Source organism: Pseudomonas sp. S44 (assembly GCF_016624805.1).
Classification (GTDB): domain Bacteria; phylum Pseudomonadota; class Gammaproteobacteria; order Pseudomonadales; family Pseudomonadaceae; genus Aquipseudomonas; species Aquipseudomonas machongensis.
Genome location: NZ_JACVTY010000001.1, coordinates 690,228 through 710,737 on the forward strand (window position 1 = coordinate 690,228; position 20,510 = coordinate 710,737).

Here is a 20,510-nt window from a genome sequence, read left to right on the forward strand (position 1 = left end):
ATGCCGATCAAGACGACGATCAAACAGGCCAGTGGCTGGCTGTATTTCAAGTCGCCCAAGGGCCGCGCCGAATTGCGCGGCGCCGGGGTGATCCTCATGCTGCATCGGGTACTGGCCGATGATGCCAGCGCCGCCTTGCCGCACCGCAACGAGCTGTGCGTCGGGCCACGCGCCTTCGAAGGGCTGCTGCGCTGGCTGCCTCGGCACTTCGACTGCGTCAGCCTCATGGACCTGCTCAAGGACCATGAGACCCCCCGCAGCAACCAGCGCCCCAAGGTTGCCCTGACCTTCGACGACGGCTGGCGCGACAATGCCAGCAACGCCTTCCCGCTGCTGCGCAAGCACCAGGTGCCGGCGAGCATCTTCCTGTCCACCGACTACATCGGCAGCCGCCAGCGCTTCTGGTGGGAAAGCGTCGGCGAGACCCTGTGGGGCAGCCACGGCGAACCTGCGCGGCACAACCTCATCGAGTACCTGCGCAAGCTCGGCCGACCGCTGCCGGCGGCCTACTTCATGAACGACCGCTCGCAAGCGCGCAGCCAGGTGCTGGCGCACTACCTGCAAAGCCTCAAGAGCCTCAGCCCGCAGGCCCTGCAGCAACTGACCGACGCCTGCCCGGCCGAATCGCTGCCCCAGGCCATGGACTGGCAGCAAGTGCGCGAGCTCGAGGATTCGGGCCTGGTGCGCTTCGGCCCGCACGGCGCCAGCCACGCCTTGTTGCCCTATCTCGACGACCGGCGCCTGGACGAGGAACTGCAACGCAGCCACGCCGCCCTGGAGCACGGTTGCCAACAACCCCTGCCGGTGTACTGCTACCCCAATGGCGATCATGACGATCGCGTGCGCGCCCGCGTGGCGGCGCACCGCTACCCCTTCGCCCTGAGCACACGCGCCGGTATCTGCCAGGGGCATGACGATCCGCTGGCCCTGCCACGCATCGGCGTCAGCCAGCGCAATGCCAGCCGCCCATCGCTGCTGGCCTGGCGCATCAGCCGCGGGGGCCGCTCATGAGCCGCAACCATTACCTGCGCCATCTGGCGCTGAGCATGGGCACCAAGCTTGCGATGATCGCCCTGCGCCTGCTGCGCAACGTGCTGCTGGCGCGCATCCTCGGCCCCAGCGAACGGGGCTTGTTCGCCCTGCTCAGCACCCTGCCCGACCTGATCAGCGCCGCCACCAGCGGCGGGCTGAACAGCGCCGTTGGCTACCAGGCGGCCAAGCAGCGCGACATGGGCCTGCTGCTGACCCAGGTGCTGGTCTACGGTTGCCTGCTGGCCGGGCTGTTGACGCTGGTCTGCGTGCTGCTGGTGCGCGAGTTCGGTGCCGACCTGGACATCACCCTGCAGTTAGGCCTGCTGGCCTGGCTGTTGCTGCTGGCGGTGCCGATGACCGTCCTCAAGAGCGGCCTGCTGACACTGCACAACGCCAGCGGTGGCGTCGGCGCGTTCAACGTGCTGCGCCTGACCGAATCGGCCGCACCGCTGCTGCTGTTTCTTGCGTTGTTCTGGATGTGGCGTGAAGAGGCGCTGGAGGCGGCGCTGATCAGCTGGCTGGTGGGCATCGCCCTGGTGCTGGTGCTGGGCCTGTGGTGGCTGCGCCGCCAGCATCCGCTGGCCCTGCGCTGGGACCGCGGCGGCCAGCGCGAGCTGCTCAGCTACAGCGCCAAGAGCCATCCTGACCTGTTGTTCCAGCAAGTCATCCTGCGCTCGGACTACCTGTTCATCGGCGCCATGCTCGGCAGTACTGCACTGGGCCACTACGCCATGGCCAGTGCCGCCGCCGAACTGCTGCTGATCGTCCCGGAAGCGGTGACCACACCGCTGATGAAGCGCCTGCTGCAGCAGGACGCCGGCATGGAAAAACTCACCCCCCTGGCACTGCGCCTGACCGCCACGGTGATGCTCGGTGCCTGCCTGTGCATGGCGGTGATCGGCGACTGGCTGATCGTCACCCTGTTCGGCATGGCCTACCAACCGGCCTACCCGGCCCTGCTGGCCTTGCTCCCAGGGCTGCTGGGGCTGTGCTACGCCAGCATCCTGCGCCTGGACCTGCTGGGCAAGAACCGCCCCGGCACGGTATCGCTGATGATGGGTGCAGGCGCCGCGCTGAACCTGGTGCTCAATGTGCTGCTGATTCCGACCTGGGGCATCGTCGGCGCCGCCGCGGCGTCATCGATCGCCTACCTGGCGGTGACCGTGGCCATGCTGGTGCTGTACTGCCGCCTGAGTGGCGTGCCGGTACTGCACACCCTGATCATCCTGCCCAGCGACTTCGCGCCGCTGCGCCAGATGTTGCAGCGCAGGCCAGCATGAAACGCTGGCTGCTGCTCTGTGCCCTGTGGGTGCCGCTGGCACCTGCGGCCCCCCTGCAATGGGGCGATATCCGCGATGGCAGCCTGTACCTGCAACCAGGACGCAACGATGAACTGCGCCTGCGCTGGCACCCGGCCTGGCAGGCCGACGCCAATGCCGAGCGCATCTTCCTGCTCGACGGCCGTGGCCAGCTGCGCGGCGAGCGGGCGATCAAGGCCGAGGAATTGCGCGGCGAGCAGCGCTGGCCGCTGAGCGCCGACGCCGGCCCCTATCGCCTGGAAGTCCCTGGGTACAGCTTCCGTGGCTACCAGATCGAGCACAGCGACACCACGCGCGCCCTGTTCGCCCCCGCCAAGGTGCACTTCAGCGCCGAAGTCGGACCACGGGTCGAGCTGTATTTCCGGGTCAAGGCCGGTGAGCAGGCGACGCTGGCCGGCAAGTTCCACGGCGGCGTGCGCGGGCTTTCGGCGCAACGCCTGAGCGACGGCCAGCAGGTCGAGGTGGCGCTCAAGCCCTACCCGGCCTACTGGCGCTTCGACCAGCAGACGCTGCCAGTCAGCCCCCGCGACGAAACCTGGCGGCTACGCTTGCAGGGGCGCGGCAAGGCGGCATTCTGGCTCGACGGCAGCGCCAACCTGTTCGCCCAGCGCGCCGATCATCTGGGCGACGTCGCCAACCTTGCCGGGCAGGTGCGGCTCAAGCTCCAGGCCAAGGTGCTCGGCCCTACGCCGCTGCTGGGGGTCAACCTGCCCTACGTACTGCCGCCACCGCCGAGCTTCGCGGCCCTGGACGCCCTGCGTCCGCAGGCGGCCGGCTACTACAGCTTCATGGACGTGCTCGCCCGCCAACCCGGCTATGAAGACGCCTGGCGACGCCTGTACCAGCAGCGCTTCGGCATCACCCAGGACATCACCCTGCTCGCCGGCACCGGTAGGCGCGCCGACCTCGCCGCCGATCGCACCAGCCACGACGGCCTCGATGCCTGGCTGGCCGGCACCGCGCGCCTGGGCGGCAAGGGCCTGCACTACCTGGCCTTCGCCGACGAGCCGAACCTCAATTACCGCGACTATGAAAGCTACCGCGACTTCTTCACCGGCATGGCCCAGCGCGTAAGCGCCTGGCCGGGCGCTCGGGAGGCAGGCGTGCGCATCGCCATGCCCGCCTCGTCACGCCTGCTCGGCGGCCCCTTCACCCAGGGCAGCAAGGACCTGCGCGGCATCGACTGGGCCCGGCGCCTGCTCCGGGAGCACGGCGCGCAGATCGATGCTCTGGCCTGGCACGAATGGATGGTCCGCGACCTGCTCGCCACCCGCAGCTACCGCGACAGCGTGCGCCAGGCCGCGGCCTTGGTCGGCCTCGACAACCAGGGCCGCCCGCGCAAGGCGCTGCTGCTCGACCAGACCAACCTGTCCAGCGGCTCCAGCCTCAGCCCCTATGACCAGAACACCCACTACGCTGGCCTGTGGTGGGCGTCGGTGGTGATCAACGCCTCCGCCGATGGCCTGCTGGACATGCTCAACTGGTTCCATGTCGCCGACGAGCCCGAATGGCCGAAGGGCATGATCCGCGTGCTGGGCGATGAGCGTTTCGAGCTCAAGCCGGTGGGCCTTGCCCAGCAGTTCATCCAGCGCCACTGGCTGCGCCAGGTGCTGGCCTTGGACAACGACGCCTTCGAGGTCGACGTCCTGGCCATGGCCGACGGCCGTCAGCGCAGCCTGCTGGGGGTCAACAAGGCCGAGCGCGTGCAGCAGGTCGAGCTGGCACTCGGCGACTGCCCGGCCGCCCGGCTCGAGCTGTTCGGCCCCGATAATCACCCGCGCCCTGCCCGCGTCAGCTGCCAGCAGGGACAGATCCGTTTTCAACTGCCAGGGCAGACCTTGTTTGCCCTGACCTGGAGTGCGTCATGAAACGCACCTCGATCTGCCATGAACAGGAGGCACCATGCGTGCATTGAGCAAGATCCAGGATCGCATCAAGCGCAAGGGACTGCGCAACACCTTGAGCAGCGCCTGGCGACACTACGTCTTCTATCATTGGGAGCTGGTGTGGATGGAACGCGACCTGGAAACCCCGGTGCCCCCGCACCGTCTCAAACCCTATGCGCGACTGCGCCTCGAAAACATCACCGTGAACAACGTCAAGGCCTTCACCCGGCATTTCGGCGACCGCGTCGAGACCATGCGCGAGCTGGCCGCCGAGGGCTACACAGGCTTGATGTTCGTAGATGACGAAGGTGACACCGTGGCCTTCATCTGGGGCAGCGCGCGCAACTACCATGACCGCCACTACTACGGGTGCTGGTTCCCGGTCGGTCCGGGCGAGTTCTTCGAGTTCGGCGGCGAGTTGATCCGCAAGTACTGGGGCAGCGAGCTGTCGGTGGACTTGCAAGTGGCGTTGTGGAAGGCCATGGCCGCGCAGGGTTGCACCAAGGTGGTGGACGTCTGCGAACAACACAACATCCCGGCGCTCAAGCTGCACCTGCGCATGGGCTACCAGGAGCAAGGGCGCATCATGAATGTCTACTGCCTGTTCGGGCGCTGGAAGTTCTTCCGCGAGAGCCGCTACAGCGAGTCGCGCCTGGAAACCTTGCGTAAACCGGCGTCCGAAAGCGCCACGGCCACGGCGTCCTGACCCCATGGCCCTGCAACTGAGCTGGTGCGCCTCGCTGCGCACCCCCAGCTTCCCTGCCGCCGGCTATGAGGCGCTGCGCCAGCGCGTGGCCGGCAGCACCCCGTTCAATCACCTGGGCTGGCTGTGCGCCGCCGAGGCCGCACTGCAACCAGGCCAGCAACTGCAGATCCTGCTCGGCCACCTCGATGGCCGCCTGTGCCTGTGCCTGCCGCTGGTGCGCGAGCGCCAGGCGGTCGGCCCACTGAATGTCCCGGTGGTGCGTCACCTGGGCCACCCGCTGAGCGACCGCATCGCGTTGTTGCTCGACCTGCCAGCACACCACGCCACACAAGTGCTCCAAGCCATCCGCAAGCACCTGCCCCATGCGCTGCTGCAATTGAGTGAAGTGGTGCAAGGTGGCGATGAGGACTGGCTGCGCCAATGGGCTGCGGCCTGTTCGACCTTCGAGCGCCGCCTGACCTGCCGTGTACCGGTGCACCGCATCAGTGAAGCCGACCGCCAGGAGGTCAGTGGCGACCCACGCTACAAGCTGCGCCGTGCACGCAAGCGCATTGCAGCCTGCGGCGCGCAGGTGCGCCGGGTGGTCGCCGACCGCCACAACATCACCGCCCTGCTCGATGCGATCAGCGCCGTGGAAGCGGCGAGCTGGAAGGGCGACGACGATGTCGGCATCTTCTCGGGCAGCCAGCGCCGCGAGTGGATGTACCAGGCCTTCACTGAGCTGGCTGGCGAAGGGTTGGTGTGCCTGGTGTTGCTGGAGCTGGACGGGCGCTGCATCAGCTACCGCCTGGGCCTGCTCGAACACGGTCGCATTTACGACTACAACCTGGCGTTCGTGCCCGAACAGCGCGAGCTGGGCAGTGGCCGGGTGCTGCTCGAAGAGTGGATTCACTGGGGCCTCGACGAGGGCTGGAGCTGGGTCGACGCCTCGCGGGTAAGCCTTGATAACTCCAGCCACCAGTTGCATGAACGCCAGACCGGCCAGGTCGAACAATGGCGCCTGAGCGGCTACAGCTGGCGCCCGGACGGCATCGCCCTGGGCCTGGCCCTGCGTTGCTGGCGCTGGCTCAAGCCGCGCCTGCGCAAGGCCGACAGTGCAGCCACCGTCACCCCGAACCCCACACAGGAGCGAGCGGATGCCATCCCAGGTCATAGTCAACGCTGACGACTTCGGCCTCAGTGCCCCCATCAACGCGGTGATCCTGCACGCGTTCCAGGCCGGGCTGATCAGCTCGGCAACACTGATGGCCAACATGCCGGCGTTCCAGGCCGCGTGCGTACTGGCCCAGCAGCCGGCGCTGAAGGGCCGCATCGGCCTGCATTTCAACCTGACCTACGGCCGCCCCCTGAGCCAGGCGATCCTCGCCGAGCCGCGCTTCTGCACCGCCCAGGGCGAGTTCGACCTCGGGCTGCGCCAGCGCACCCTGCGCCTCTCACGCAGTGAGCGCGAGGCCGTACGCGAGGAGCTCGAGACCCAATGGCAACGTTGTGTGGCCCATGGCGTCATTCCCAGCCACCTGGACTCGCACCAGCACGTGCACAACATCTGGCCGGTCGGTGAGGTGGTCGCACGGTTTGCCCGCGAACACGCCATACCGGTGCGTCTGGCGCGCAATGTCGGGGCCAACATCGGGCCACTGAAGCGGGTCTTCAAGACCCTGCTCAACCGGCGCCTGAAACAGCTCTGCGGCGTGACCGCCGACTACGTCTGCACCCCGCTGGATCTCAAGGCCGGACTGGCGCCGGCGCATGGCGTACTGGAGGTGGTGGCCCATCCCAGCGCCCTGGGCGGCCACGACTTCGGTGATGCCTACCTGGCAACCGGGGAATCCCTCAAGAGCCTGGTCGACCGCCAGTTGCAGGGGGTTGAGCGGGTGGGTTATACCGAATTGAACATGTCCTGATGCCTGCGCACTGGCATGCCCAGTGCGCGTGTGCGTGGTGTGCTTTCGCGGGCAGTCCAAAGAAAACAGCACCACGGTCTGCATCTATCTACCACCCGAATCAGCCATCGATGGCGCCTGCTGTTGCGTTCCACAACAGGAGCGACAGCCATGCCTTCAACTCTCCCCTCCACCCACCAGCACCTCATCACCCAGCGCTTGCCTTCATGGGCGTCAAGACTCAGTGAAGAACAATGGCAAACCTTGCGCGCCAGCACCCTGCCTCTGCAGGGCCTGCCAGGGCAGCACGCCGACGGCTTCGAAAACGCCTTGCCCGAACTGCGCGAGGCCGTGCTGGCCAGCCAGGCGCAGTTGGCCACGGCGCAGCAGCGCCTGGCCCGGACGCTCAAGGGCCTCCAGCAGATCGACGAATTCGCCGAGCCACTGCTCGCCGCGCAATTGAAAGCCGAGCACGGGTTCCAGGCCCCGCTGCGCACAGCGGAGCTGATCCATGTGCATGACCGTTACACCCATGAGGTCTACGTGAGCACCTACGAGCGTCGCACGTTGCTCGAAGCTGCCCTGCACAACTTTGCCGATGACATCAGTTTCAACATCAAGAGCGCACTGGCCCTGAAGGGTGATACCGAGATCACCGACATCACGGTGACCGGCACCACCACCCTCGGTGACAGCGAAACCCGAGTGCCCTACCCCCTGGCCTCCAAAGCCTTCAGCATCAAAGCATTGCCGCTTTCACCCGAAGCTTTCGCCAGCACCTGCCGCAATCTCGACCTGGGCCAGCGCTACCAGGAACACCTGCAAGCCAGGTTCAGCACGCCCAATGTCCGCCCTGCCGCGATCAGGCTCTACCAGAGCAACCTGCAACTGGCGGCAGACCTGGCGCGACTACAGCATCGGATCGGCGGCAACGCACGAGATTGCATCCAGCAGTTGCTCGATGACGGATCGGCCTTGCCTTGCCAACAGTTGCAACTGTTCGGCGTGACGTTGCACGAGGCCCTGCTGGTCGACGCCGGTGACGTCGGTCGACTGCTGTATCTGCCAGGTCAGGAAGCCGCCGTCCGTGTCTTCAGCAGTGACCAGGCGCTGGTGGTGCAATTGCAGACCGACCTTTGCGACCCCGCCTTTCGCAAACGCTGCCTGGCGCTGATCGCCAGCGAAGAACGCCTGCAGTTCCTCGATCGTGCCCGGCAGAACCTCAGCAGCGATGCGCACGCAGGCTATGAGCAGGCCTGGACACTGCCTGATGGCGCCGACCTGCACCTGGAGCGGCACGATATCGAAGGGCCGCTGTTCGACTTCCTGTACACCGACCATCTCGCCTGGCTCAAGGCCGAGGCAATGCTGTTCGCGGTGCCCACGGCCCAAGCCGACGAAAAGGCGCGCAAGAAGCGCCTGCAGATGTGGGAGAGCCTGGGCTTGAACGCCCTGATGACCATCGGCATGTTCATCCCCGCAGTGGGTGTACTGATGGTCGCGGTAACGGCCTGCCAATTGCTGCATGAAGTCTATGAAGGCTACGAGGCCTGGGAGGTCGGTGATCGCGACGAGGCGTTCCAGCACCTGAAAGTGGTAGGCCTCAACCTGGCAGTGATCGCCGGGCTGCATGTCGGCGGGCAGGTGGTACGCACGCTTACCCGCACACCGTTGCTCGAAAGCCTCGATCCGATCACCCGCGCCGATGGCAGCCAACGCCTCTGGCGCGGCGACCTGACGCCCTACCGTGTCAAGGCCTCCGAGATCACGCCGGAGTCCTTGCACATGGACGGCCACCGATATCTGCGGCGCTTCGACGCACAGCTGCAGCGCTGGCGGCTCGTTCATCCTGATGACCCTGACGCCTATCAACCGCTGCTGGAGCACAATGACGAAGGCGCCTGGCGCGCCGAGCACGAACAACCACGCGACTGGCAACTGGCGACACTGGTGAGGCGCCTGGACAGCCGTCTCGAAGCCTTCACCCCGGCGCAACTGGAGCAGGCAGCACGCATCAGCGGCATGGACGAAGCACAACTGCGCCAGGTACACCTGACCCACGCCAAGACCCCACCGCTGCTGGCCGACACCTTGGCACGCCTGCGCGTGCAACGGCAGGTCGGACAACACTATCCGACAGCGAGCGCCGCCGAGCGTGACAGGCTGTTCGCCGAAGGCTACGAGGCCAGTGTGCCGGCCCATGTCGACGAAGCGCGGATGCTGCAGGACTACCCCAGACTCGGTGCGCCATTGTGCAGGCGCCTGCTCGGCTCGATGACCACGACCGAACAAGCGGCCTGGAGCACAGGGCAAGCCCTCCCCACACGCCTGGCCAGACTTGCGCAGGGCCTTGAGGCGCAGCTGCCGGTTGTCCGCGGCCTCGAAGGCCTGTACCTGCCCGAGCTGGCCAGCGCGCACAGCGAACGCCTTGCTCTCAAAGCCATGACCGCGCTGAAAGGCTGGCCACAGGATGTGCGCATCGAGCTGCGCGCAGACAGCCCCCATGGGCCTACCCTTGCCGTAGCTGGCAGCCGCTACGCTACGCGCTTGCGGGTCATCATCCAGTCTGCTCAAGGGTACGAGCCCTATCTGGGCGAGCGCCCCGCCCCCACACCCGCCACTGCCGATCTGTGCCAGGCTGCGGTGAAAATACTGTCAGCCAATGAGCGTGCGGCGATGGCGCTTGAGGCCAGCACCGGTGACAGCCTGCGAGCGCGCCTGACAGCCCTGATCGACGCCGACCGCCAGGCCTGGGCCCGGCAACTGCGCCCATTCGGCGACTTCGCCTGGTTACCGCAACAGGGGCTTCGTGGAGGAACGCCGATGGATCCGAACCCTGCACCCGGGATCGAGCCTGAGCCGGCAGTCGTCCCTGCGCCACCTCCCGAACCGATCGACCGGGCGCTTTACCGCCAGGTGCAGCAGATCTACCCCGCCATGAACGACGAAGGCGTCGAAGCCTTCTTTGCCGCGAGTCGCGAGCAAGGAGTGAGCCCGGATCAGGCCGTGGCGTCCCTGAACGCGCGGTATCAAGTAGTGACGGCCAACTTCGCTGCCTGGGCCGAGGGCTCACCTGCCCGAACCCAGGCCATGACGCGACTGCTGAACAGCTGGCGCGGCATGAGTCGACAAGCGCTGGGCGAACAGTGGCTGTTTTCGCTGGAGCTGGCCGACCTCGATCTCACCGACGCCGACCTCGCCAGCCTGGAACTACCCCACCACTTCCCGCATGTCCAGCTTCTTGACCTGGCCCGCAATCCGCAAATCAGCACCCTTCCCGCTTCGTTGCTCGAACGCCTGCCCAATCTGCATGCGCTGAGCCTGGAAGCGTGCTCGCTGCAACACTTTCCGCAACTGCGCAACCCGCAAACGCTACGCCTGCTCGACCTGGAGGGAAACAACCTGATCTGGAACGAACAGGCACAGCAAAGGTTGAACGGGATGGTCAACCTCTTGACCCTCGACCTCACCAACAATCCGCTGCAGGCAAGCCCCAACCTGCAGGCTCTGCCCAACCTGGAATCGCTGCTGCTCGGCAATTGCGAACTGACCGAAATGCCCGCTGGCCTGGCGAACATGCGCAACCCGTACATCGTCAATCTGGGCGAAAACCGCTTCAACGAACTGCCGCAGCCACAACCTCTGCCGCGTCCGCTCGCGCAAGTGATGCGGCTGGAAAGCCAATACATGGACGACGCCATGATTGCGCAGCTCAATGCCTACTACGTGCGTTTCGGCGTAGACCTGATGGTCGCCGAGCATGAATACGAAGCCTTGCTGTCCACGGCCAGCGACGAAGACTTCAGCGTCTGGAATCGCCTGCCCCTCCAGTACCGCAGGGACCTGAGGACGCTGATCGAGGATGATCAGTTCAATGCGGCCCCCGAGGCAAACCTCACGGAAATCTGGCGACGCCTTCACCTGATGGATCAGGACGCGATATTGGGCGAGCAAGCGATTGCCGCAGGGGCCGAGCATTTGCTGGAACTGCCTTTCCCACCGGCGCCCGAAGCCGAGCTCGCCGAGTCGCCTGAGCCGCCGTCACCGGAAGAGTAAACACCGTGGCCACCCGTCGGCGCCTGTCGGGCGCCAACGGCTTGGCGATGGCGAATCGTCGCACTTCAACCAGACTGGAATATTTCCGACGGCAGGTGCATGCTCGGCTGAAGCGTTTCACCTGATCAGCTAAAAGTGAGGTGCAGTACCCATGGACCGTCTGCTCGATTCGCTGTTTCCCACCCCAGAAGACATCCCCGAGGCCTGGCGCCTGGGCGAGCCACTGGAGCAACGCGACTATCTGGTGGCAGGGCAGCTCAGGCGCTGGGACGGGCCGCTGGCCACGGTGCGCAGCCCGGTGTGGCTCAAGGAGGGCGATCAGGAACGCCAAGTCGTCCTCGGCAGCGCGCCGCTGCTTGACGCCGACACCGCCCTCACCGCCCTCGATGCCGCGGTGCAAGCCTACGACAAGGGCCGCGGCGTGTGGCCGAACATGCGTGTGGCCGAACGTATCCAGCATGTCGAAGCCTTCCTGGCGCGCATGCGCGAACAACGCAGCGCCGTGGTCAAGCTGCTGATGTGGGAGATCGGCAAGAACCTCAAAGACTCGGAAAAGGAGTTCGACCGCACCTGCGACTACATCGTCGATACCATCAACGCCCTCAAGGACCTGGATCGACGTTCCAGCCGCTTCGAGCTGGAACAGGGCACACTCGGCCAGATCCGCCGCGCACCACTGGGCGTGGCGCTGTGCATGGGGCCGTACAACTATCCGCTCAACGAGACCTTCACCACGCTGATCCCGGCGCTGATCATGGGCAACACCGTGGTGTTCAAGCCGGCCAAGTTCGGTGTGCTGCTGATCCGCCCCCTGCTCGAAGCCTTCCGCGACAGCTTCCCGCCAGGAGTGATCAACGTCATCTATGGTCGCGGCCGCGAGACGGTCAGCGCTCTGATGGCCAGCGGCAAGGTCGATGTGTTCGCCTTCATCGGCACGCACAAGGCCGCCAGCGACCTGAAAAAGCTCCATCCGCGCCCACACCGCCTGCGTGCGGCGCTGGGCCTGGATGCCAAGAATCCGGGGATCGTGCTGCCCGAGGTGGACCTGGACAACGCAGTCGATGAAGCCTTGACCGGCGCCCTGTCGTTCAACGGCCAGCGCTGCACGGCACTGAAGATCCTGTTCGTGCACGAGGATGTGGTCGAGCCGTTCCTCGAGAAATTCCAGCGCAAGCTGGCGGCACTCAAGCCAGGCATGCCCTGGGAACCCGGCGTTGCACTGACGCCGCTGCCGGAGCCGGGCAAGGTCGACTACCTCGACGGCCTGGTCGCCGACGCGCAGGCGCACGGCGCGAAAATCCTCAACCCGGGCGGCGGCCAGAGCCGGGGGTCGTTCTTCTACCCCGCCCTGCTGTACCCGGTAGCGCCGTCGATGCGCGTCTATCACGAAGAGCAGTTCGGCCCGCTGGTGCCGGTGGTGCCCTACCGCGACCTGCAGACGGTGATCGACTATGTGCTCGACTCCGACTACGGCCAGCAACTGAGCCTGTTCGGCAACGACCCGCAGACCGTCGGTGCGTTGGTCGACACCTTCGCCAACCAGGTCGGGCGCATCAACCTCAACGCCCAGTGCCAGCGCGGCCCGGACACCTATCCGTTCAACGGCCGCAAGAACAGCGCCGAAGGGACCTTGTCGGTGCATGACGCGCTGCGGGTATTCTCGATCCGTACCCTGGTGGCCACCAAGTTCCAGGAATCCAACAAGACGCTGATCAGCGAGATCATCCGCAATCGCCAGTCCAGCTTCCTGACCACCGACTACATCTTCTAGCCAGCGGCCGCTTAATCGGAAAACGGCATTTGCGCATTCGTCGAAACTGTACAAATATACAGTTTCGACGAATGACCACCTTCCACAGGAGGTATGCGCAATGCCAGCCAAACCCATCCCCGAAGGCCAGCACAGCATCACGCCCTATCTGGGTATCAAGGATGCCGCCAAGGCCATCGCCTTCTACAAGCAAGCCTTTGGCGCCGTCGAGATGTTTCGCCTCGACGGCCCCGACGGTCGCGTCGGTCATGCCGAGCTGAAAATCGGTGACTCCTCGCTGATGCTCGCCGACCCCTGCGACATGGACGGTGGCCTCACCGCCAGCCAGTCGCTGCCAGGGGCTGCCATCGGCTTGCACCTGTATGTCGAGGACTGCGACAAGGTCTATGCACAGGCCGTCGCTGCCGGCGCCACGCCACTGCGAGAGGTGCAGGACCAGTTCTATGGTGATCGCAGCGGCACCTTGAAAGACCCCTTCGGCAACCTCTGGTTCGTGTCCACCCACAAGGAAGACCTGAGCCCCGAAGAGATCCACGCCCGCGCAGCCAAGCTGTTCGGCGGCAACTGAGCGGGCGACGAGTCGCAAGCCGCACGCTTGAAGTTGAAAGCGCCGCGGCTTTGCTTGAAGCTTGAGGCTTGTAGCTCGGAGCTGCTATTGAATGCGAATCATCGAAAAGAACGGCGCGCAGGTGCGCACCCTCACCCCGGCCGAAGAAGAACTGCTGGCCGGGTTTGCCAGTGCCACGCTGGTTGGCCCGCGCCTGCTGCAAGCCAACCAGTGGCTGATGAAGGTGCGCAGCGCCAACCAATGGCTGGCCTGCGATTGCCGCAAGGATGCCCTGCCGGTGCTCAATGTCAGCCTCAACGGCAACACTGGCACCTTGTTCCTGCGCAATAACCCCGACACCCCGGAGCATGCTCCCGGCTGCCCTTTCACCAAGGACGAGCGCGAAGCCATGGAGCGCAGCGAGGACGTACCGCCGCCCGCCGCCTGGCTGCCACCAGACACGCCGCTGCGTCTGCTCGGCGACTTCCACCGCGCCACCACGGGTAACGGAATCGGCGGTGAGGCCGGTGAGCGCCGCGAGCAACAGCGCCTGTTGTCGCTGCTGCTGACCTGGATCGAAGCCAGCGGCCTGAACGTCTACGCCACGCACCTGAAAAAGGACCTGACCGCCCAGTTCGCCGAACTGCGCGGCGTTGCTGGTCGCTATCCGCTGCTCGAGCGAGTCCCGGCGAGCAACTACCTGGAAACGCGCCTGGACATGAAGCACATGATGATGCTCAAGGCGCGCCTGCGTGAATCCAGCGTATTCGGCAACCACCGCCGCCACGGTCTGCTGCTGGACTGCGTCGAGCAGATCAAGGGTCGCAAGGTGCTTAACGCCCGCAGCGAGGACGGTTTCGATTTCCAGGGCCATCACTTGCTCTGGGGCGGTAGCAAGACCGGCGGCCCGCTGCTGGCCCTGGCGCTGTACTCGCCCGCCACTGCCGGCAGCCACTACTACGAACTGATCCATGTCGCCAGCGTACCGGTGCTGTCACGCGTGCACTTGTTCCCGGTATACCGTGACGAGGAGCGCGAACCGCTGAAAGCCCTGGTCTCGCTGATCGACTGGATGGCGGGCAAGGGGGTCAAAGTGCTGATGCGCCGCCCGGTGATCGGCGGCGAGGTGATGGACGAGCTGGTACTGACTTCCGACCAGGACCGCGTGCTGTCGGTGTCGCTGCTGGAAAAGCCGCTCGGCCCGGAGCCCGACACGGAAAACTTCAAGCGCTACGCAGACTTCAAGAGCCCGGAAACCTTCCGCAAGTACGTGGCGGGGTTCTTCATGCGTGAGCGCTGAAGCGCGGCCTTGTGCTGCTTGCCAAGGCCGTCTGTTCCTTGAGTCAACTAGAACGCCGCCTCGAAAATCGCTTCGATCTCCCCCTGGCTGGCAGTGCGCGGATTGGTCAGCCCACAGGCATCCTTCAACGCATTGGCCGCCAACACCGGCACATCTTCGCGCTTGGCCCCCAGCTCTGCCAGGCCGGAAGGGATCCCTACCGCCACGGCCAGATGCTCGATCGCCGAAATCGCCGCCCCCGCGCCCTGCTCTGCCGTCAGCCCACACACCTTCACCCCCATGGCCTTGGCCACATCGCGCAGACGCGCGGCGCTGACCTGGGCATTGAAGCGTTGCACATGCGGCAGCAACACCGCGTTGCAGACCCCATGCGGCAGGTCGTAGTAGCCACCGAGCTGATGCGCCATGGCATGTACATAACCCAGCGAAGCATTGTTGAAGGCCATGCCGGCGAGGAACTGGGCGTACGCCATGTTCTCCCGGGCTTGCAAGTCCTGGCCGTCGGCAACCGCCTGGCGCAGGTTGTCGTTGATCAACGTGATGGCCTTGAGTGCGCAGGCGTCGGTGATCGGGTTGGCGGCCGTGGAGACATACGCCTCGATGGCGTGGGTCAGCGCATCCATGCCGGTGGCGGCGGTCAGGCCCTTGGGCATGCCGACCATCAGTGCCGGGTCGTTGACCGACAGGATCGGCGTGACATTGCGGTCGACGATGGCCATTTTCACGTGGCGCGATTCGTCGGTGATGATGCAGAAACGCGTCATCTCGCTGGCCGTACCGGCCGTGGTGTTGATGGCGATCAGTGGCAATTGCGGCTTGGCGGAACGGTCCACGCCTTCGTAGTCGCGAATATGCCCGCCGTTGGTTGCGCACAGGGCGATGCCCTTGGCGCAGTCATGGGGCGAGCCGCCACCGAGCGAGATCACACAGTCGCAGCGTTCGCGCTGCAACAGTGCCAGGCCCGCCTCGACGTTGGCGATGCTCGGGTTGGGCTTGGCGCCGTCGAAGATCGCCGAGTCGATGTCGCGCTCGGCCAGTAGCCCGGCGATGCGCTTGGCGACCCCGGCCCTGGACAGGCCTTCGTCAGTCACGATCAACGCCTTGCGCAAGCCGTAGCCGGCAATCGCCGCCATGGCTTCGTCCAGGCAATCGAGGCCCATGATGTTGACGGGTGGAATGAAGAAGGTGCTGCTCATGGCCGAGATCCTCTCAGGTTGTTGTCTGTCTACCCTCGAGGATCTGCCCTAACTGCTGGACGAACGTTGATCCAGGACAAGCCGCCGTGACTGAACGGTCGACATCGCAGGCATTCCGCGATGAGCGGCACTCGTTTACCCCAGAAACAACCGATACGCCGGATTGTCCGTCTCATCCCAATAGCGATAACCCATGGCCTGCAGCGCCTGGGGCATGAGGGCCTGCTCGTCGACTGGCACCTCCAGCGCAGCGAATACCCGTGCCTCGGCAGCGCCATGGTTACGGTAGTGGAACAGACTGATGTTCCAGTTCTGGCCCAGGCGCTCGAGAAAGCCCAGCAACGCACCTGGGCGTTCGGGGAACTCGAAGCGCAGCACCCGCTCGTCGGCGCTCGGCGCAGCATGGCCGCCGACAGTGTGGCGCACATGCAGCTTGGCCAGTTCGTTGTCGGTCAGGTCGAGTACCTCATAGCCCTGTGCCCGCAAGCTGTCCAGCAGGCCCTCGCGCGGGTCGTGCTGCGGATGGGTTTGCACGCCAACGAACAGCCGGGCTTCCTTGCCAGGGTGGTAGCGGTAGTTGAACTCGGTCACCTGGCGCTTGCCCAGGGCCTGGCAGAACGCGCGAAAGCTCCCCGGCCGCTCAGGGATGGTGACCGCGATCACCGCCTCACGCTGCTCACCGAGTTCGGCACGTTCGGCCACATGGCGCAGGCGGTCGAAATTGATGTTGGCCCCGGAGTCGATGGCGACCAGGGTCTGCCCACGGACGGCGTCTCGCGCCACGTACTTCTTGATGCCGGCCACGGCCAGCGCGCCGGATGGTTCGGTGATCGAGCGGGTATCGTCGTAGATGTCCTTGATCGCCGCGCACAGCTCATCGCTGCTGACGGTGATCACTTCGTCGACGAAATGCCGGCACAACTCGAAGCAATGGGCACCGACCTGGGCCACCGCCACGCCGTCGGCAAAGGTGCCGACCTGCGCCAGTACCACCCGCTCGCCAGCGGCCAGGGCGGCCTGCAGGCAGTTGGAGTCCTCAGGCTCGACACCGATCACCTTGACCTGCGGACGCAGGTACTTCACGTAGGCGGCGATACCCGCGATCAGGCCACCGCCACCGACCGGGACGAAGATCGCATCCAGCGCCCCAGGGTGCTGACGCAGGATCTCCATGGCCACGGTGCCCTGCCCGGCGATCACGTCCGGATCGTCGAACGGCGGTACGAAGGTCGCGCCCTGGCGGTCGGCCAGTTGCAGCGCATGGGCCAAGGCATGGGGGAAGCTTTCGCCATGCAGCACCACGTTGCCGCCGCGCGAGCGCACACCGGCGATCTTCAGTTCAGGGGTGGTGGTGGGCATGACGATGGTCGCCGTCATGCCCAGGTGCGCTGCGGCCAGCGCCACGCCCTGGGCATGGTTGCCGGCGGAAGCGGTGATCACGCCACGCTCGCGCTGGACCTGGGACAGGCGCGACAGCCGGGTATAGGCACCGCGGATCTTGAACGAGAAGGTCGGTTGCAGGTCTTCGCGCTTGAGCAACACCTGGTTGCCGAGGCTGGTGGACAGCGCCGGGGCCGCCTGCAGCGGGGTTTCGATGGCCAGGTCGTACACGGGCGCTGCAAGAATGCGCCGCACCTGCTCCGACAGCAGTTGCTGGGGCGTGACGGGGGAACGGGGGCTGACGCTCAGATTGCTCATCGATGACTCCTGGGGTTTGCAGATGCCCAGGAGTCGAGAAGAAAAAACCCGCCTCCAGGGCGGGTTTCGGTGCCAGTGCGCGCTAGCCCGCCAATCCGATAATGGCGGTAATAATAATCAGGCCGAAGGTGCGCACAGGCGAGTAGGTATTCATGGAGTAGGAACTTATCCCGCCAAACCGTAGGAAGTCAACATTCAGCAACGCGCCTGTTGCTGTGCCGACAGCGGCACGTCGAAGACCTTGTCAAAGCCCCACTGGAAGACGAAGGCATAGACGAAGAAGAACACGAACAGGGCCAGGTTGGTGAGCAACGCGCTCCACAGGCTGATATCCAGCCAGAACGCCACCAGCGGCAGCAGGATCAGCACCAGCCCACCCTCGAAGCCCAGCGCATGCAGCAAGCGGCGGAACCAGGTACGGGTACGCTGCGCCTGGCGTGCTTCCCAGCGCTCGAAGGCCCAGTTGTAGCCCATGTTCCAGCTCATGGCGATACCCGACATCAGGATCGAAAGTATCGTCGAATGGGCCATGCCGGCGTCGAACATCAGCGACAGCGCAGGCGCCACGCACGCCACGGCGATGACTTCGTAGAGAATGGCCTGGACGACCTTGCGGGCCTTGCCTTGCATGGGGCACTCCTTGGCGGAAACGGAAGGAGACGGTACGCGGGTTCAGGCACCGGTTCAAGCACAGGAATCGTGTGGAAAAATCGTTAGGCTGCTTTCTTTTATCCCTCCAGCCAGCCATGATTGCTGCACCGCCCGCCCGCGAACACCGCCATGACCGCCCCAGCCCCAACGCCTGTCAGCACCACCGCCCTGACCCTGCAGATCCTTTCGATCGTCTTCTACACCTTCGTCGCCTTCCTGTGCATCGGCCTGCCCATCGCGGTGCTGCCCGGCCATGTACACGACCAGTTGGGCATGGGTGCGGTGATCGCCGGCCTGACCATCGGCTTGCAATACCTCGCCACCTTGCTCAGCAGGCCCTTCGCCGGTCGCGTGGCCGATAGCCTGGGCGGCAAGCAGGCGATTCGCTACGGGCTGTATGGCATTGCCGGTTGCGGCGTGCTGACCCTGCTGTCGGCCTGGTCCCTCGCCCTGCCCTCGCTGAGCCTGGCGTTGCTGCTGGCCGGGCGTGTGCTGCTGGGGGTCGCCCAAGGCCTGATCGGCGTCGCCACGCTGAGCTGGGGCATCGGCCAGGTCGGTGCCGAGCACACCGCCCGGGTGATCTCCTGGAACGGCATCGCCTCCTATGGCGCCATCGCCATCGGCGCGCCCGCCGGGGTGGTGATGGTCGGCCAACTGAGCTTCGTTGCCCTCGGTCCGGCCTTGCTGGTGATGTCGCTGCTGGCCCTGTGGGTGCTGCGCGGCCGCCCGGACGTGGTAGTGGTTCGGGGTGAGCGCCTGCCCTTCTGGTCCGCCTTTGGCCGCGTTGCACCCTGCGGCATGGGGCTGACACTGGCGTCGATCGGCTACGGCACCCTGACCACCTTCGTCACCCTCTACTACCTGGAGCAAGGCTGGGTCGGCGCGGCCTGGTGCCTGAGCGCCTTCGGCCTGTGCTTCATCGTCTCGCGGCTGTTGTTCGTCAACGCGGTCAACCGCTTCGGCGGCTATAACGTGGCGATCGCGTGCATGGCCACCGAAGTGCTGGGGCTGACCCTGCTGTGGCTGGCGCCTGCACCGGGATGGGCTTTGGTTGGGGCGGGGCTCACCGGCTTTGGCTTGTCGCTGGTGTATCCAGCGCTGGGCGTGGAGGCGATCAGGCAGGTGCCCAGCGCCAGCCGGGGCGCGGGGCTCGGGGCCTACGCGGTGTTCTTCGACCTGGCATTGGGCCTGGCCGGCCCGGTAATGGGCGCGGTAGCCGTGCACCTGGGGTACGCGTCGATCTTCTGCGTGGCAGCGCTGCTGGCGCTGTCAGGGGTGGGTCTGGTCCTGCTGCTGGCCCGCCGCGCCGACCGCCGCTGAACGCTCGGCGGGCTCCGGGGCTCCCAGCGCCTGGCTGAAGAACGCCGCAGCCTCGCTCTGCAGGCCCCTGTGCACCTGGCGACGGTCGATGCCGTCGGCATCCTTGCACAGCACCGCCATGCGCTGGCGCTGTTCGTCGTCGCAGGGTGCCATGAACACGAAATGCCCAGCGCCAGACAACAGACGGTAGTCGGGCGTGACCGGCAACTTGCGCGCCAGGGCGCTGGCGTTGCGGTCGACTGCAAGCAACTGGTCCTGGTCGCCGCTGTAGATCAGTGCGGGCACATGCACGCCGGCCAGGGCATGGCGGCCAAACATCAGGCTCAACGGCGCCATCAGCATCACCGCACCGACACGCGGGTCGGACTGCGGGGTCAACTCGCTGCGGTCGGCGATCAACACGCCATGGGTCTTGCATGCATCGGCATCCATCGGCCGTTCCAGGCAATAGTTGCGCAGTCGCTCAAGGTCTGGCTGGGCGCCCGACAGGATCAATGCGGTCTCCCCGCCTGCCGAGTAGCCGATCACGCCAACCTTGCCCTGGCTGAGGTAGGGGCTGAGCAGGTGATCCGCACGCGCAGCCGTGATCGCGGCGCTGACCTGCAAGGGGCGGCCGTAGAGGTTGCTGAGCTTGCCCAGCCGACTGTGATCACGAAGGTTGTCGCCCGGGTGGGTGACGGCCACCACCACGAAGCCCTGGCGGGCCAGCGAGGTCGCCAGGTCGTGCAACGCCACCGGGGTGCCGGTATTACCATGGGAGACCACCAGCAGCGGAAACTGGCCCATGGCGACCGGCGCCTCTTCGGCCACCCGCAGGGTGTAGCCTTCGATGCGCGTAGGCCGCGCCGGGCTGCTGCTGGGATAGAACACCAGGGCCTGCATGGGCTGGGCGTCCACCGGGTCGGCAAGCGTGAGGCGATGCAGGCCGGCCACCCAAGGTGAAGCCTCGGCACGGGCCAGCAGGCCGCCGAGCAGGAGCAACGTCAACAGGGCACGGGTTTTCATCGCGAGCGTCTCTCCCCTCGAGGCGGACGAGTAGCATAAGCATAGAAGCTACGCGATGGACGACAGATGAAACATCCATGAAAAAGCCGGGGGTGGGCGGGGTGGGGCCGCCGGGGTTTTATTTGTTTTTTTTATTTTGG

The 20,510-nt window shown here is 65.7% G+C and carries 15 protein-coding genes; 11 read left to right on the forward strand and 4 right to left on the reverse strand.

Translation table 11 applies throughout. The features are described 5' to 3' along the window. From IAE40_RS03030 to IAE40_RS03075, 10 genes are all read left to right on the forward strand, one after another. A complete protein-coding gene (locus IAE40_RS03030) occupies positions 1 to 1,011 on the forward strand; it encodes a polysaccharide deacetylase family protein (protein WP_112899558.1) in 1,011 nt (336 codons plus the stop codon). Then, positions 1,008 to 2,312 carry a lipopolysaccharide biosynthesis protein gene (locus IAE40_RS03035; protein ID WP_200602633.1) on the forward strand — a complete coding sequence of 435 codons (1,305 nt, stop codon included), beginning with the start codon at positions 1,008 to 1,010 and terminating at the stop codon, positions 2,310 to 2,312. The genes IAE40_RS03030 and IAE40_RS03035 overlap by 4 nt, the downstream gene beginning before the upstream one ends. Next, a complete protein-coding gene (locus IAE40_RS03040; RefSeq protein ID WP_200602634.1) occupies positions 2,309 to 4,219 on the forward strand; it encodes a hypothetical protein in 1,911 nt (636 codons plus the stop codon). The genes IAE40_RS03035 and IAE40_RS03040 overlap by 4 nt, the downstream gene beginning before the upstream one ends. Before the next feature lie 34 nt (positions 4,220 to 4,253). Then, positions 4,254 to 4,943, forward strand: a complete 690-nt coding sequence (locus tag IAE40_RS03045) for a GNAT family N-acetyltransferase (RefSeq protein WP_054893951.1) — start codon at positions 4,254 to 4,256, stop codon at positions 4,941 to 4,943. A gap of 4 nt (positions 4,944 to 4,947) precedes the next feature. Beyond that, positions 4,948 to 6,108 (forward strand): GNAT family N-acetyltransferase, encoded by a 1,161-nt coding sequence (locus tag IAE40_RS03050; RefSeq protein WP_197889530.1) that lies wholly within the window; start codon positions 4,948 to 4,950, stop codon positions 6,106 to 6,108. Continuing rightward, positions 6,080 to 6,847, forward strand: a complete 768-nt coding sequence (locus IAE40_RS03055) for a ChbG/HpnK family deacetylase (RefSeq protein ID WP_197889529.1) — start codon at positions 6,080 to 6,082, stop codon at positions 6,845 to 6,847. The genes IAE40_RS03050 and IAE40_RS03055 overlap by 29 nt, the downstream gene beginning before the upstream one ends. A 150-nt stretch (positions 6,848 to 6,997) precedes the next feature. Beyond that, positions 6,998 to 10,882 (forward strand): leucine-rich repeat domain-containing protein, encoded by a 3,885-nt coding sequence (locus IAE40_RS03060; protein WP_200602635.1) that lies wholly within the window; start codon positions 6,998 to 7,000, stop codon positions 10,880 to 10,882. A 151-nt stretch (positions 10,883 to 11,033) separates the two neighbouring features. Further along, positions 11,034 to 12,653 (forward strand): NADP-dependent glyceraldehyde-3-phosphate dehydrogenase, encoded by a 1,620-nt coding sequence (locus tag IAE40_RS03065; RefSeq protein WP_153774910.1) that lies wholly within the window; start codon positions 11,034 to 11,036, stop codon positions 12,651 to 12,653. Between the two features lie 100 nt (positions 12,654 to 12,753). Then, positions 12,754 to 13,221, forward strand: a complete 468-nt coding sequence (locus IAE40_RS03070; RefSeq protein WP_063544492.1) for a VOC family protein — start codon at positions 12,754 to 12,756, stop codon at positions 13,219 to 13,221. 91 nt (positions 13,222 to 13,312) lie between these two features. Beyond that, positions 13,313 to 14,500, forward strand: a complete 1,188-nt coding sequence (locus IAE40_RS03075; protein ID WP_200602636.1) for a hypothetical protein — start codon at positions 13,313 to 13,315, stop codon at positions 14,498 to 14,500. Between the two features lie 47 nt (positions 14,501 to 14,547). Here the strand turns inward: IAE40_RS03075 and yiaY are convergent, their stop codons facing one another. The 3 genes from yiaY to IAE40_RS03090 form a co-directional block, all read right to left on the reverse strand. Continuing rightward, positions 14,548 to 15,696 (reverse strand): L-threonine dehydrogenase, encoded by a 1,149-nt coding sequence (yiaY, locus tag IAE40_RS03080; protein ID WP_063544488.1) that lies wholly within the window; start codon positions 15,694 to 15,696, stop codon positions 14,548 to 14,550. Positions 15,697 to 15,831: 135 nt separating this feature from the next. Next, positions 15,832 to 17,394: a threonine ammonia-lyase, biosynthetic gene (ilvA, locus tag IAE40_RS03085; RefSeq protein ID WP_200602637.1), complete on the reverse strand. Its 1,563-nt coding sequence runs from the start codon at positions 17,392 to 17,394 to the stop codon at positions 15,832 to 15,834. 195 nt (positions 17,395 to 17,589) lie between these two features. Then, entirely contained in the window at positions 17,590 to 18,024 is a 435-nt protein-coding gene (locus tag IAE40_RS03090; protein ID WP_054893942.1) for a PACE efflux transporter, read from the reverse strand. Positions 18,025 to 18,174: 150 nt separating this feature from the next. On the opposite strand from IAE40_RS03090, the gene IAE40_RS03095 reads away from it, so the two are divergent. Continuing rightward, a complete protein-coding gene (locus tag IAE40_RS03095) occupies positions 18,175 to 19,365 on the forward strand; it encodes an MFS transporter (protein WP_200602638.1) in 1,191 nt (396 codons plus the stop codon). Here the strand turns inward: IAE40_RS03095 and IAE40_RS03100 are convergent. Next, on the reverse strand, positions 19,315 to 20,370 hold the full coding sequence (locus IAE40_RS03100; protein ID WP_153774936.1) for an alpha/beta hydrolase family protein: 1,056 nt from the start codon (positions 20,368 to 20,370) through the stop codon (positions 19,315 to 19,317). The two genes, IAE40_RS03095 and IAE40_RS03100, sit on opposite strands and share 51 nt — an antisense overlap. Positions 20,371 to 20,510: the final 140 nt, after the last annotated feature.